This is a genomic window from Candidatus Methylomirabilota bacterium (genome assembly GCA_036001065.1).
Lineage (GTDB): Bacteria > Methylomirabilota > Methylomirabilia > Rokubacteriales > CSP1-6 > MNEF01.
Genome location: DASYUQ010000024.1, coordinates 1 through 12,981 on the forward strand (window position 1 = coordinate 1; position 12,981 = coordinate 12,981).

Below are 12,981 nucleotides of genomic sequence, written 5' to 3' on the forward strand. Positions count from 1 at the left end.
CTTCTCCTCGGCCTGGAGGCCGACGACGAGGACGTCGGCGTCGACGTCCCCGAGTGCCTTCGTCACGAGCGCGACCTTCATCTTCCCGTCTCTCCCTTCGCGAGCACGACGGCCCGATCGATCATCTCGATCAGGCCGTCAGTGGTGTCGTAGCGGTGGACGTCGGCCACCCGAACCCACTGGGCCTCGGCGGCGTCGCTGCCGGCGACGACGTGGGCGGACTCGGGATAGGCAACGTAGTCGACCAGCACCCAATGATACCGGACGCGTCCGTCGGGGTCGCTGACGACGCGGTCCAGCACGCCGGCGACGGCGCCGATGCGGACGTCGAGCCCGCACTCCTCGAGCACCTCGCGCCGCGCCGCTTCCTGCGTCGTCTCGCCGAGCTCCACCAGGCCTCCGGGGAGGCTCCACTTGCCGAACGCCGGCGGCCGTCCGCGCCTGACCAGGAGCACTCGATCGCCGTCGAGCACCACCGCGCCCACGCCCACGCGGGGAAGGTCAGGGTACTCGCGCGAAGCCATCGGCGACTCGAGAGCGCTCCGTCCATGCGTCGGTGCCGTACTTGTCACGGGCCAGCCGCTCCGCGTCGCGCGCCTCGGCGTCACTGAGTCCGCCAGGCACGAGGGCGAGCCCGTGCGCCTCCGCGAACCCGTCGGCCAGCGCGGACGCGACCTCGTCGAACGAGGGCCGGCGTCCGAGAGCCGCCTCGACGGTGGTCATGCCCGCGAGGGGATCACCCCCGGGAAAGATGAGCCGGACGCGGGCGGCATCCACGCCGAGCATCACGCTTCCATGCTGCAGGAAGCCGCCGATCCGGCGCCGTTGCGCGCTGCCGACGAGCTTGCGGCCACCGACCTCGATCTCGTAGGTCCCGGTGCGCGCGAAGCAGAACGCGGGCGGCTCGGAGCCCGACGGCATGACCGGCACCATCTCGGCGGCGACCCCGAGCCGCCGCAGCCCCGCCACGAGGCCCCTGCTGATCCAGTCGTACGACTGGAGGACCCCGACGGCGCCGGCGAAGTCGTCGACGGCAGCGACCACGCTGTACGTCAGCTCGCGCTCGGGCCCATCGTGATAGATCGCGCTGCCACCGGTTGGTCGTCGCACCAGCCCGACGCCCAGGGCCCGGCACGCGTCGACGTTCACGCCGCGATCGAGCCGCTGCCCGTACCCCAGGGACACGGCGGGAGGCGCCCACGCGAAGAACCGGAGCGTCGGGGGTCCATCCCCGGCGAGCCGACTGCGCCAGAGCGCCTCGTCGATCGCCATGTTGGTGGGGCCGTCGAGAGGCTCGGTGACGATGAGCCGCCAGGGCCTCGTCGAGGGGGACAGCTTCGCTGACTCGATTGGATGGCTCGCCTCGCCTGCGGCTCGCAAGACGGGCCCCCCTCGAGACTCCCCCCAGGATTCGGTTGCGCCGGCAAAGCCGGCGCTCGAACGGGCGCGAATCATCGTGTCATTGCCCCCGGTCGGATCGTGCGCCGATCAGACTCGCGATGACTCCGCCGGCGGACGCCAGCGCAAGTCCGGGTACCGCGCGGCGCGCGTCTGGTCCAGGCGGCGCACTGGCGTGGTCAGGGGCGCGTCGTGGATCACCGCGGGGTGCTCTTCCGCCTCCTTGGCGATCCGGATCATGGCGTCGCAGAACTCGTCCAGCGTCTCCTTCGACTCCGTCTCGGTCGGCTCGATCATCAGCGCCTCCTCCACGATCAGCGGGAAGTAGATCGAGGGGGCGTAGAAGCCGAGGTCGAGCAGCCGCTTGGCGATGTCGAGCGCGGTGACGCCGAGCTTCTTCTGTCGCCGGGCCGACATCACGCACTCGTGCATGCACGGGCCGGGAGCGCCGGCGTCGTAGTACGGCTCCAGGCGCTTCATGACGTAGTTGGCGTTCAGCACGGCGTTGTCGGAGACGCTGCGCAGCCCCGCCGGCCCCATCGTCCGGATGTACGTGTAGGCGCGGACGAGCATCCCGAAGTTGCCCCAGAAGGTCTGGAGCTTGCCGATGGACTTGGGGCGGTTCCAGTCGAGCGCGTAGGTCGGTGCACCGCCGGCCTTGGCGTCGGCGCTTCGCTCGGCTCCCCTGCGGCTGCGCCTCGCACGGCCCTCGCGCCGGGTGACGACCGGCGTCGGCAGGAACGGCATCAGGTGCGACTTCACGCCGACCGGCCCCGCGCCGGGGCCGCCGCCGCCGTGCGGCGTCGTGAACGTCTTGTGGAGGTTGAAGTGGCAGACGTCGAATCCGAGATCGCCGGGTCTGACGATGCCGAGGATGGCGTTCAGGTTGGCGCCGTCCATGTACACCTGCACGCCCTTGGCGTGACACCTCTCGATGATCTCGATGATCCGGGGCTCGAACATCCCGAGCGTGTTCGGCAGCGTCAGCATGAACGCGGCCGTCTCGTTGTCGAGGTTCCGCTCGAGGTCGAGGACGTCGACCTCGCCGTTCGCCTCGGACTTGAGCTGGACGACCCGATAGCCGGCAATCGCCGTCGACGCGGGGTTCGTGCCGTGCGCGGAGTCCGGGATCAGCACCTTCGTGCGGCGCTCGCCGTTGGCGAGATGGTAGGCGCGGATCATGAGGACGCCGGCGAGCTCGCCCTGGGCCCCGGCGGCCGGTTGCAGCGACACGGCGTCCATGCCGGCGATCTCGGCGAGGTCCGCCGCCAGCTCGTGCATGAGCTGGAGCGCGCCCTGGCTCGCCTCCTCCGGGGCCAGCGGATGCAAGGCGCCGAAGCCCGGCAACCGCGCCATGTCCTCGTTGATCCTCGGGTTGTACTTCATCGTGCACGAGCCGAGGGGATAGAAGTGCGTGTCGACACCGTAGTTGAGGCGGCTCAGACGGGAGTAGTGGCGGATGACGTCGACCTCGGACACCTCGGGCAGCTCGGCCCCTTGCCGGCGCAGGTGCCGCTCCGGCAGGAGCGCGTGCACATCGCTCTTCGGCACATCCGGCTCCGGCAGCGAGAACGCGTGCCGACCGGGCGATGACAGCTCGAAGATCAGCTTGTCGTAGCTCGGCTTCGACGCTTCGCTCGGCTCGCCTTCGGCTGCGCCTCGCACCGGCTTCGACGCTTCGCTCGGCTCGCCTTCGGCTGCGCCTCGCACTTCCTCGGCCATCACGCCACCGCCTTCGCCAGCGCCGCCGCGAACGCGTCGATCTCGGCGCGCGTCCGCCGCTCGGTGACCGCGACCACGAGGCAGTCACGCAGCTTGCGGTCGAACCGCGCGAGCGGAACGCCGGCGAGGATGCGGTCCTTCAAGAGCCGGCGCGCCACCCGCTCGGGTGGCTTCGGCAGCGCGAGCGTGAACTCCTTGAAGAACGGCGCGCCGAAGCGGAGCCGCACGCCGGGCACCGCGGCCAGGACCCCGGCCGCATGGTGGGCCTTGGCCGTCGACAGCTCACCCACCCGGACCAGTCCCGCCTTGCCCATGATCGACATGTAGATGGTGCCCATCAGGGCGCAGAGCGCCACGTTGGTGCAGATGTTCGACGTGGCCTTCTCCCGGCGGATGTGCTGCTCGCGCGCCTGGAGAGTCAGGACGAAGCCCCGGTGGCCGTCGAGGTCCACCGTCGCGCCGGCGAGGCGACCCGGGATGCGCCGGATGAAGTCCTTCTTCACCGCGAGCACGCCCAGGTTCGGGCCGCCGAACCCCAGGGGGACGCCGAGCCCCTGTCCCTCGCCGACGCAGATGTCGACGCCCTGTGCACCCGGGGCCTCGAGCACGCCGAGGTTCACCGGATCGACTGACGCGATCAGCAAGGCGCCGGCCTCGTGCGCGACCGCCGCCGCGTCCGCGATCTCTTCGAGGCAGCCAAACAGGTTCGGCGACTGCACCACGATGGCCGCCGTCTTGCTCGAGACCGCCTTGCGCAGGCCGTCGGCGTCGGTGATCCCGTCTCCCAGCGGCGCCGTCCGGAGCTGCAGACCGAGTCCCTGGCCGTACGTCTCGACCACGCGCCGGGACAGTGGATGCACGCCGGCCGTCATCACGACCTCGTGGCGCCCGGTGATGTCGCGCGCCATCAGGACGGCCTCGGCGAGCGCCGACCCGCCGTCGTAGATCGAGGCGTTGGCGACGTCCATCCCGGTCAGCTCGGCGATCATCGTCTGGTACTCGTAGATCGTCCGCAGCGTACCCTGGCTGGCCTCGGGCTGATAGGGCGTGTAGGCCGTGAAGAACTCGCCGCGCGAGATCAGGTGGTTGATGGGGCTGGGGACGTAGTGGTCGTAGGCGCCGCCGCCCGCGAAGCAGGTGTAGGAGTCGGCGTCGGCGTTCTCGGCCGCCAGCCCTCGCAGGAGGTGGATCAGATCGGTCTCGGCCAGGGCTGGCGGCAGCCCGAGCGGCCGCGACAGGCGGGCCTTGGCCGGGATCTTGACCAGCAGATCTTCGATCGCCCGGGCGCCGATGACGTCGAGCATCGCGCGCTGGTTCTGCGGCGTGTTGGGCAGATAGCGCATCAGTGCGGGCCCTGGGCGAGGTGCTCTTCGTACTGCTTGGCGGTGAGCAGCTGGTCCCACTCGGCGGGGTTCGAGGGCTTGATGACGATCATCCAGCCGCGGCCATAGGGGTCCTGGTTGACCAGCTCCGGGGTCTTGCCGAGCTGCGCGTTCACCTCGACGACCTCCCCCGACACGGGCGCGTAGAGATCGGACACGGCCTTCACCGACTCCACCACGCCGAAGGACTGGCGCTGGGCCGCCTTGGCGCCGACCTTTGGGAGCTCGACGAAGACGACGTCGCCGAGCTGCTCCTGGGCGTAGTGGGTGATGCCGACGCGGACGTTGCCGCCCTCCCGCTTCGCCCACTCGTGGTCGCGCGTGTACCTGAGATCCGTCGGAATGTTGGACATCGTCACCTCCTTATAGAGGCCGCCGGTGCCCGGCCGCCGCCGGCCGGGGATGTCACGGCGCCTTCTTCACGCGTGGCGGGTGGAACGGCGTCTTGACGGCCCGTGCGGGCCGCGCCTGCCCGCGGATGTCGACGCCCAGCTCGGTGCCGACGGCCGCGTGCGCGGTGTCCACGTAGGCGAGCGCGATCGACTTGTCGACCGAGGGCCCGTAGGAGCCCGACGTCACGATCCCGATCGCCTGGCCGTCCTTGAGGACGGGGTAGCCGTGGCGGGCCACGGCGCGATCGGCCATCTCCAGCCCAACCAGCCGGCGGCGCGGCCCCTCGCTCTTCACCCGCTCGATGGCTTCCCGGCCGATGAACTCGCCCTTGGCGAGCTTCACCACCCAGCCCAGCCCCGCCTCGATGGGGTTGGTGGTCTGGTCGATGTCGTTGCCGTAGAGCGCGTAGCGCATCTCGAGACGCAGGGTGTCGCGCGCGCCGAGCCCGATCGGCCGGGCGCCGGCGCCGGCTCCGGCGTCGAGCAGCGCCTGCCAGAGCCGCATGGCGTCGGCCGCCCCCACGTACAGCTCGAAGCCATCCTCGCCGGTGTAGCCGGTGCGGGAGATCAGCGCCTGCCCTCCGGCGACGGCGCCGGCGGCGAAACGGTAGTACCCGATGGCGGCGACGTCGCGGTCGGCCAGGCGGCCGACGAGGGCCTCGGCCCGCGGCCCCTGCACGGCGATCAGCGCCGTCTGCGCCGAGACGTTCCGCCACCGCGCGCCCCGGCGCGTCGCGGACCTCTCGGTCACCCAGGCCCAGTCCTTGTCGATGTTGGCGGCGTTGACGGTCATCATGAAGCGCTCGGGGCCGAGCCGGTAGAGCGTGAGGTCGTCGACGATCCCGCCGTCGGGATAGCAGAGCAGCGAGTACTGGACCTGCCCGGCCTCGAGCGCCCCGACGTCGTTGGTCGTCAAGTGCTGGAGCGCCGCCAGCGCCTCCGGCCCCTCGACCTCGAACTCGCCCATGTGGCTCACGTCGAAGAGGCCGACCGCCGCCCGGACGGCCCGGTGCTCCTCGACGATCGACGTGTACTGCACGGGCATCTCCCACCCGCCGAAGGGCACCATGCGGGCGCCGGCCTTGACGTGGATGCCGTAGAGAGGTGTCCGCTTGAGGGGCATGTCCATGAGCGCCTCAGTAAATCATTGCCGCGGGGAAGGGTCAAGGGTGGGCCCTCGTTGGCGTTCACCCTTCATCGTTCGAGCGCGTCGATCAGGGGAGCGAGGGCGTTCGTGATCGCCGGATCGACCTGGCGGCCGACGTTGTTCACGAACACCGTGTCGCAGTCGATCGGCTGTATCGGGCACAACCCGGGAACGCCGGCGAGAATGAAAGGCGCGCACGTGTGGCAGCTGTCGTCCCACTTCGCGAAGGGCATCTGGTAGCCGATCTCGTCGTTCGCGAGCCCGACGATGAAGGTATGCTCCGCGCCCTCGACAACCGCCCCTCGATCAGGCCGCCGGCAGCCAGTCGCGCAGCGGCTTCACCTGACAGCCGGCCTTGTCGAGCCCCTCGCGCACCGCCCGGACGATGCGATCGGAGCCGGGCGTGTCGCCGTGGCAGCAGATCGTCTGCACCGAGATGTCGATCTCCACGCCGTCGATCGTGCGGACCTTGCCCTCCATCGCCATCTTCACGGCCTGGGCCGCTGCCTGCGGCGGGTCGGTGATGAGCGAGCCGGGGATCTTGCGGGAGACGAGCGTGCCGTCCACGTTGTAGGCGCGGTCGGCGAAGCCCTCGGAGGCCACGCGCACGCCCATCTTGCGGCAGGTCGCGTCGTACCGGCCGGAGGCGGCGGTCATGAGGATGAGCTTGGCTCCGCCCGACTCCATCACCGCCTCGCCGGCGGCCGCAGCCAGCGCCTCGTCCTTCTCCATCATGTTGTAGAGGATGCCGTGGGGCTTGACGTGCTGCAGGTCGCTGCCGGTCACGCGCACGAACTCGCGCAGCGCGCCGGTCTGGTAGCAGATGTAGTCCTTGACCTCCTTGGGCGAGACGTCCATCACCCGGCGGCCGAAGCCCATGAGGTCGGGCAGCCCGGGGTGGGAGCCGACCGCCACGCCGTGCTTGAGCGCCAGCTCCACCGTCTTGCGCATCACATGGGGATCGGCGGCATGGTAGCCGCAGGCGACGTTGGCGGAGGTGATGAAGGGCATGATCTCGGCGTCGTTGCCGAGCGTCCAGCGGCCGTAGCTCTCGCCCATGTCGGAGTTGAGGTCGATGAATTTCCGAGTCGCCATGATGGTCACTCCCTCGCCAGTACTCGGGCCAGTGCGTTGATGAAACGGTCGATGTCCTCGTCGGTCATCGCCAGCGAGCAGGCCCCCAGGCCCCGCTGGGTCAGCAGTATGCCCTCGTTCAGGAGCCCGAGGAAGACCCGGGCCGGCGCCTCCGGGTCCTTGGGGCGACTCGAGCGATAGTCGGTCAGGGGGCCCGCCGTCCAGTGCAGGCAGAAGAGCGAGCCGACCCCGGTCACCTGGCCGCGCCGGCGCGTCGCCGTCAGCAGGCGCGTCACGCCGCCGCGCAGGCGCTCGCCCAGCGCGTCCAGGCGCGTGTAGGCCTCGGGCGTGAGGGCGTTGAGCGTGGCCGCGCCCGCCGCCATCGTGACGGGGTTCGCGTTGAACGTGCCGCCGTGGCTGATCCGGGCGCCGCCGCGCCGCGGATCGTAGGCGGCCATGATGTCGGCGCGGCCGCCGAAGGCGCCCACGGGCAGCCCGCCGCCCACGATCTTGCCGAGCGTCGTGAGATCGGGACGGATCCCGAAGCGCTCCTGGGCGCCGCCCCAGGCGATCCGGAGCGAGATCACCTCGTCGAAGATCAGGACGATGCCGTGCTGCTCGGTGACGGCGCGGAGCTGCTCCAGAAAGCCGTCGGCGGGCAGCAGGATGCCGCCGATCCCCAGCAGCGGGTCGACGAGGACGGCGGCCAGGTTGGCCGCCTCCTTCTCGATGATCTGCGTGCACGCCTCGGCGTCGTTCCACGGCAGCACGACGGTGTGCTTGAGGACGGCGGGCGGCAGCCCGGCCGACCACGCGACCGGCTTGGGGTGGCGCCGACCCCCGGCGGCCTTCAGGTCGGGCGACACGCTCACCATCACCCAGTCGTGGGTGCCGTGATAAGCGCCCTCGAACTTCGCGATTTTCGGCCGTCCGGTGAAGGCGCGGGCCGCGCGCACGGCGTTCATGGTCGCCTCGGTGCCGGAGTTGGTGAAGCGCATCGTCTGGAGTGACGGAATGCGGCGGGTGAGGATCTCCGCCAGCCGGATCTCGTGCTCGGTCGGCCCCGGGAACGACATGCCGAGGGCGGCCGCCTCCTGGGCCGCCTTCACCACGTCGGGCGGCGCGTGGCCGAGGATGAGGCTCGTGTAGTTGCCGTTGAAGTCGAGCCGGGCCACGCCGTCGGCGTCCCAGACGTAGGCGCCCTGCCCGCGCTGGACGTAGAAGGGATAGGGATCGAAGAAGGTGGTGGTGCGGCTGTTGCCGCCCGGCATCACCGCCGTCGCCTCCTCGTGCAGCGCCCGCGACCGGCTCGTCTTCGCCAGGTACTCGTTCAGCTCTTTGTCGATGGCCATCAAAGGACCTCCTCGAGAGACGCCTGCCACGCTTGGAGCGCGCGATGGGCCTCGGCCAGCGCGACGGCGCGAAAGCGGAGGTGCTGACCCGGTTTGACCTGCCCGAGGCGACCGATGTCGAACGAGCACACCGTGGCCACCTTGGTGTAGCCGCCGGTGGACTGGCGGTCGACCAGGAGCGCGATGGGCTGGCCGTCGCCGGGCACCTGGATGCTCCCGAGCGCGATGCCGTCGGAGACGATATCGTGCCCGCGCGTGTGCGTGATCCTCGGACCGCGCATCCGCGCTCCCATCCGGTCGGACTGCGGCAGCATCTCGTAGGGCCCGGCCAGAAACGCCCGCAGCCCTTCCGCGGTGAACCGATCCGCCTGCGGTCCGAGGACCACGCGGATCTCGGGCTCGGCGGCCAGGTCGGGGATGGCCGAAGGCGGTACCCGCCGCAGGGGCGGCAGCGCCGCCGGGAAGAGCCGGAGCGTGTCGCCCTTGCGCAGCGCCCGTCCCTCCAAACCGCCGAGCCCGCCCCGCAGGTAGGTCGAGCGCGAGCCCAGGACCTCCGGCACGTCGATTCCCCCCGAGAAGGCGACGTACGCGCGGACGCCGGCGCCCGCGGGACCGAGCTTGACCACGTCGCCCTCCCGGAGCGCCAGCGTCGTCCAGGCGGGCGCCTCCTGCCCGTTGAGCGTGAGCGGCATGGCGGCGCCGGTCACGGCGATCGCGCACGGCGCGATGACCTCGAAGCGGGGACCGATCACGGTGCACTCGAGCCCGGCGGCGCCGTCCGGGTTGCCGACCAGGCGGTTGGCGAGGACGAACGCCGCGCGGTCCATCGGCCCCGAGGGCGGAATCCCGTAGCGGAGGTAGGCGCAACGGCCGAGGTCCTGCACGGTCGTCTGGGGCCCCGGCTCGAGGATGCGGATCACGCGATCACCGGCCGGAAGGTCCGCGCGCCGACGGCCGCGCTGATCGAGTCGAACTCCGGGCGGTCGATGCGACGGAAGCGAACGCGGTCGCCCGGACGCAGCAGGATCGGGTCGGGCGCGCCCGGATCGTAGAGGCGCAGGGGCGTGCGACCGAGGATCCAGTACCCGCCGGGGCTGTCGACCGAGTAGATGCAGCACTGGATGCCGCCGATGCCGACGCTCCCCGCCGGCACCCGTGTGCGCGGCGTCTCCAGGCGCGGCAGCCGCAAGCGCTCGGGCATCCCGCCCATGTACGGCAGCCCGGGCGTGAAGCCGATGAAATAGACGAGATACGACGCCCCGGCGTGGAGCCTCACCAGTTCTTCCACCGCCAGGCCGAGGCGCTCGGCGGCGGCGGCCAGGTCGAAGCCGAGCTCCGGATCGTAGCAGCAGGGCAGCTCCACGCTGCGCGCCGGCGGCAGCACCGCGGTATCGGCCCGGGGAGCCAGCTCGCTGATGGCGGCGCAGAGCGCGTCGTACTCGACGGCAAGCGGATCGTAGTACACGAGCAGCGTGCCGAAGGCGGGCACCGTCTCCACGACGCCGGTGAGCCCCTTCTGCTGGATGAGGAACTCGAGCGCGCGCACCCGCGTGTTGAGCTCGACGCTGATCTCCTCGCCGAGCACGACAGAAACGGCGAGGTCTCCCGCGGGCAGGAATCTCAGAGGCGCCTCGCCTGATCCCCGCGGGCCTAGAGGACCGCCAGCGTGGAGTTGGGCACATCGGTGATGAACATGTGCCCCGGGCTGTGGCTGATCATGAACGGCGGCCGGGAGGCCAGCGCGACCGCCTGGGGCGTCACCCCGCACGCCCAGAACACCGGCACGTCGCCCGGCCGGAACTCCTGGGGATCGCCCCACTCCGGCTTCGTGATGTCCCGGATGCCGATGGTCGCCGGATCGCCGATGTGGACGGGGGCGCCGTGGGCGTTGGGGAACCGCGCGCTGGCGGTGACGGCCTTCGAGAGCTGCGGGGCTGGAATCGGGCGCATGGAGACCACCATCGGCCCGTGGAAGACGCCGGCCGGCCGGCAGGCGATCGACGTCCGCCACATCGCGACGTTCTTGCCGTGCTCGACGTGCCAGAGCGGGATCCCCGCCTCCAGCAGCGCCCACTCGAACGTGAACGAGCAGCCCAGGAGGAAGGCGACGAGGTCGTCGCTCCAGTACGGCGTGGCGTCGGTGACCTCGTCGGCGAGCATGCCGTCCTTGTAGATCCGGTAGCGCGGCAGGTCGGTGCGGAGGTCCGCGCCCGGCGCCACGCCCACCGGCTCCGGCGAGCCGACGTTGGTGACCTCGAGCAGCGGGCAGGGTCGTGGGTTGCGCTGGCAGAAGAGCAGGAAGTCGTAGGCGGAGTCCCGGGGCAGCACGGCGAGGTTCGCCTGGACATAGCCCTGACCGAGGCCGGCGGTGACGCCGGCCAGCTTGCCCCGCCGAATGTCGGCGCGGATCTCGCGGGGATGGCGCGAGTCGATGGGCATACCGGGATTCTACTACCGGACTCCGAGGCGCGGCCAGACCTCCGGATTCACCAGCACCTGCGGCTTCTCGGCGCGCAGCACACGCAGCATCTCGCCGGCCACCTGCACGCCCATCTGGCGGTTGGCCTCCTTGGTGACGCCGGCGACATGGGACGACACGACGACGTTCTCGAGGTTGAGCAGCGGATTGTCGACGGGGGCGGGCTCTTCCTCGAAGACGTCGACGCCCGCCGCCGCCAGCTTGCCTCGGGTGAGCGCCTCGAAGAGCGCGCGCTCGTCCTGGACGCCGCCGCGGGAGGTGTTGATGTAGACGGCCCCGTCCTTCATGAGCGCCAGCGTGCGAGCGTTGATCATGTGATGCGTTTGCTCGGTGAGCGGGGTGTGGCAGGTGAGCACGTCCACCTGCGGCAGCAGCTCTTCCAGGCTCCCCACCGGCTCGGCGCCACGGTGCCGCACCTCGTCGGCCGGCACGTACTTGTCGTAGGCCAGCACCCGCATGCCCACCGCTCCCGCGAACTTCGCCACCCGCCGGCCGATGTTGCCGACGCCGACGATGCCGAGCGTCTTGCCGCTGAGCTCGGTGTTGCCGACCGCCCGCTGCTTGGCGGTCCAGTCGCCCGCCCGGGTCAGGCGGTCGACCTGGAGCGTGCGCTTGACGCAGGCCAGCATCAGCATGAGCGCGTGCTCGGCCACGGCCTGGGAGTTCGAGCCCGGCGCGTGGACCACGGCGATTCCCAGACGCGTCGCCGCGGGGATGTCCACCGTGTCGAGTCCGACGCCGTGACGGCCGACCACCCGCAGCTTCTTGCAGACCGCCATTAGGGCGGGCGTGCAGCGCGGCCGGATGCGGAACAGGATGCCGTCGGCCTCGGCGGCGGTCTTCATCATCGCCTCCTCGGTCGGGTCGTCGGTCATCACCACGCGCGCCTGGCTCTCGAGCAGCGCCTTGCCATCGGGGTGGAGGAGGCCGCTGACGACGACGAGCGGCCGGTTGTCACTGGCCATCGATCATTCTCCTTTTCGAGAAACGCCGGGGGAATCTCCTACTTCCGGGCGACCAGGACGAGTCGGGGCGTGTCGAGAGAGAACGGCGTGCCGTCGAGGGCGCCGTAGAGGTCGACGCGACTCCAGCGCTCGGGCCGCAGCATCGCGCGCAGCTCGTGCGCGGAGTACAGCCGGATCTCGCTCTCGCCGATCAGGTCCCCGGGCTGGTCGTCGCTTCCGGCGGGCAGGCGCCACCAGCGGGCCAGCCAGCGGCTGGTGATGGGATCGAACGAGTTCTCGATGCGCAGCGTCCAGTCCTCGAAGCGCTGCCGCTCCTCCCGCGGCATGGACCGCACGCACTGGTCGCGGTTGCGCGTGTCGAGGACGAAGACGCCGCCCGGGCTCAGCGCGCGCCAGAAGCGGTCGAGCAGGAGGCGGTCCTCGTCGTCGGAGAAGTAGCCGATACTGCTGAAGAGGTTCAGGGCGAGGTCGAACTCGCCGGAGAAATCCATGTCGCGCATGTCCTGGCAGATGAGGTTGAGCGACACGCCGGCGCCGTGCGCGCTCTCCCGGGCCCGCCCCAGCTCGGTCTCGTTGAAGTCGACGCCGGTGACCTTGTAGCCCTTGCCGGCGAACTCGATGGAGTGACGGCCGAACCCGCAGGGCGCGTCGAGCACCCGGGCCCCCGGCTTGAGTCCGGCCCGGCCCACGATCCACTGCACGGCTCGCGCGGCGTCGGCCGGCGACCCGACCGCCTGGGAGATGGCGGGCCACGCTTCCCGGAAGAACCGCTCGCTCTGGAACATGCCGGGCCATTATAGCCGCGCGGCGCCGGCCATGTACGGCGGGCCGTCACGCCGCGTCGCCGCGCTTGAGGACGCCGAGCTCGAAGAGCAGGGCCGCCCGCTGGATGAGGCTGGCGATCACCTGGCCGTAGAACTGCGGCATCGCTTCCAGACGGCCGAGCCGGTCGCTCAGGTGGAAATGGCCCCGGCTGTCCTGGCCCTGGTAGTCGCGGGCGAAGTCCCGGTCGATGAGCGGCTTCACCCAGGGATAGGTCTCCTCGGTCACCTCCACCACCGTCGCCCCCC

At 70.8% G+C, this 12,981-nt stretch carries 15 protein-coding genes; all 15 read right to left on the bottom strand.

All coding sequences use genetic code 11. The features are described 5' to 3' along the window. Positions 1-77: 77 nt before the first annotated feature. A complete protein-coding gene (locus VGV13_02130) occupies positions 78-524 on the bottom strand; it encodes an NUDIX hydrolase (protein ID HEV8639875.1) in 447 nt (148 codons plus the stop codon). After that, a complete protein-coding gene (locus VGV13_02135; protein HEV8639876.1) occupies positions 502-1,380 on the bottom strand; it encodes a lipoate--protein ligase family protein in 879 nt (292 codons plus the stop codon). The genes VGV13_02130 and VGV13_02135 overlap by 23 nt, the downstream gene beginning before the upstream one ends. Before the next feature lie 108 nt (positions 1,381-1,488). Then, positions 1,489-3,120, bottom strand: a complete 1,632-nt coding sequence (gene gcvPB / locus VGV13_02140) for an aminomethyl-transferring glycine dehydrogenase subunit GcvPB (GenBank protein ID HEV8639877.1) — start codon at positions 3,118-3,120, stop codon at positions 1,489-1,491. Beyond that, complete coding sequence (gene gcvPA, locus VGV13_02145; GenBank protein HEV8639878.1) at positions 3,120-4,463, bottom strand: aminomethyl-transferring glycine dehydrogenase subunit GcvPA; 1,344 nt, start codon at positions 4,461-4,463, stop codon at positions 3,120-3,122. Before gcvPA ends, gcvPB begins: the two co-directional genes overlap by 1 nt. Beyond that, positions 4,463-4,855: a glycine cleavage system protein GcvH gene (gcvH, locus tag VGV13_02150; GenBank protein ID HEV8639879.1), complete on the bottom strand. Its 393-nt coding sequence runs from the start codon at positions 4,853-4,855 to the stop codon at positions 4,463-4,465. Before gcvH ends, gcvPA begins: the two co-directional genes overlap by 1 nt. A gap of 52 nt (positions 4,856-4,907) precedes the next feature. Next, positions 4,908-6,023 (bottom strand): glycine cleavage system aminomethyltransferase GcvT, encoded by a 1,116-nt coding sequence (gcvT, locus tag VGV13_02155; GenBank protein ID HEV8639880.1) that lies wholly within the window; start codon positions 6,021-6,023, stop codon positions 4,908-4,910. A 65-nt stretch (positions 6,024-6,088) separates the two neighbouring features. Further along, positions 6,089-6,274 carry a hypothetical protein gene (locus tag VGV13_02160; protein HEV8639881.1) on the bottom strand — a complete coding sequence of 62 codons (186 nt, stop codon included), beginning with the start codon at positions 6,272-6,274 and terminating at the stop codon, positions 6,089-6,091. Positions 6,275-6,347: 73 nt separating this feature from the next. Further along, positions 6,348-7,136, bottom strand: coding sequence for a 5-oxoprolinase subunit PxpA (locus VGV13_02165; GenBank protein ID HEV8639882.1), 789 nt, complete (start codon positions 7,134-7,136; stop codon positions 6,348-6,350). A 5-nt stretch (positions 7,137-7,141) separates the two neighbouring features. Beyond that, complete coding sequence (locus VGV13_02170) at positions 7,142-8,467, bottom strand: aspartate aminotransferase family protein (protein HEV8639883.1); 1,326 nt, start codon at positions 8,465-8,467, stop codon at positions 7,142-7,144. After that, a complete protein-coding gene (locus tag VGV13_02175; GenBank protein ID HEV8639884.1) occupies positions 8,467-9,387 on the bottom strand; it encodes a biotin-dependent carboxyltransferase family protein in 921 nt (306 codons plus the stop codon). The genes VGV13_02170 and VGV13_02175 overlap by 1 nt, the downstream gene beginning before the upstream one ends. Continuing rightward, positions 9,384-10,235 (bottom strand): 5-oxoprolinase subunit PxpB, encoded by an 852-nt coding sequence (gene pxpB, locus VGV13_02180; GenBank protein ID HEV8639885.1) that lies wholly within the window; start codon positions 10,233-10,235, stop codon positions 9,384-9,386. The genes VGV13_02175 and pxpB overlap by 4 nt, the downstream gene beginning before the upstream one ends. Further along, positions 10,118-10,906 carry a putative hydro-lyase gene (locus VGV13_02185; protein HEV8639886.1) on the bottom strand — a complete coding sequence of 263 codons (789 nt, stop codon included), beginning with the start codon at positions 10,904-10,906 and terminating at the stop codon, positions 10,118-10,120. Before VGV13_02185 ends, pxpB begins: the two co-directional genes overlap by 118 nt. A gap of 12 nt (positions 10,907-10,918) precedes the next feature. Next, complete coding sequence (locus VGV13_02190) at positions 10,919-11,911, bottom strand: hydroxyacid dehydrogenase (GenBank protein HEV8639887.1); 993 nt, start codon at positions 11,909-11,911, stop codon at positions 10,919-10,921. A gap of 38 nt (positions 11,912-11,949) precedes the next feature. After that, on the bottom strand, positions 11,950-12,696 hold the full coding sequence (locus VGV13_02195) for a class I SAM-dependent methyltransferase (GenBank protein ID HEV8639888.1): 747 nt from the start codon (positions 12,694-12,696) through the stop codon (positions 11,950-11,952). A 46-nt stretch (positions 12,697-12,742) separates the two neighbouring features. Beyond that, the coding region (locus tag VGV13_02200; GenBank protein HEV8639889.1) for a hypothetical protein at positions 12,743-12,981 on the bottom strand (239 nt) is incomplete at its 5' end.

Excerpts from the sequence above, each read along its gene's own strand:
- VGV13_02130 (HEV8639875.1), bottom strand. The coding sequence starts at position 524 with ATGGCTTCGCGCGAGTACCCTGACCTTCCCCGCGTGGGCGTGGGCGCG.
- gcvPB (HEV8639877.1), bottom strand. The coding sequence starts at position 3,120 with ATGGCCGAGGAAGTGCGAGGCGCAGCCGAAGGCGAGCCGAGCGAAGCG.
- gcvPA (HEV8639878.1), bottom strand. The coding sequence starts at position 4,463 with ATGCGCTATCTGCCCAACACGCCGCAGAACCAGCGCGCGATGCTCGAC.
- gcvH (HEV8639879.1), bottom strand. The coding sequence starts at position 4,855 with ATGTCCAACATTCCGACGGATCTCAGGTACACGCGCGACCACGAGTGG.
- gcvT (HEV8639880.1), bottom strand. The coding sequence starts at position 6,023 with ATGGACATGCCCCTCAAGCGGACACCTCTCTACGGCATCCACGTCAAG.
- VGV13_02160 (HEV8639881.1), bottom strand. The coding sequence starts at position 6,274 with ATGCCCTTCGCGAAGTGGGACGACAGCTGCCACACGTGCGCGCCTTTC.
- VGV13_02165 (HEV8639882.1), bottom strand. The coding sequence starts at position 7,136 with ATGGCGACTCGGAAATTCATCGACCTCAACTCCGACATGGGCGAGAGC.
- VGV13_02170 (HEV8639883.1), bottom strand. The coding sequence starts at position 8,467 with ATGGCCATCGACAAAGAGCTGAACGAGTACCTGGCGAAGACGAGCCGG.
- VGV13_02185 (HEV8639886.1), bottom strand. The coding sequence starts at position 10,906 with ATGCCCATCGACTCGCGCCATCCCCGCGAGATCCGCGCCGACATTCGG.
- VGV13_02190 (HEV8639887.1), bottom strand. The coding sequence starts at position 11,911 with ATGGCCAGTGACAACCGGCCGCTCGTCGTCGTCAGCGGCCTCCTCCAC.
- VGV13_02195 (HEV8639888.1), bottom strand. The coding sequence starts at position 12,696 with ATGTTCCAGAGCGAGCGGTTCTTCCGGGAAGCGTGGCCCGCCATCTCC.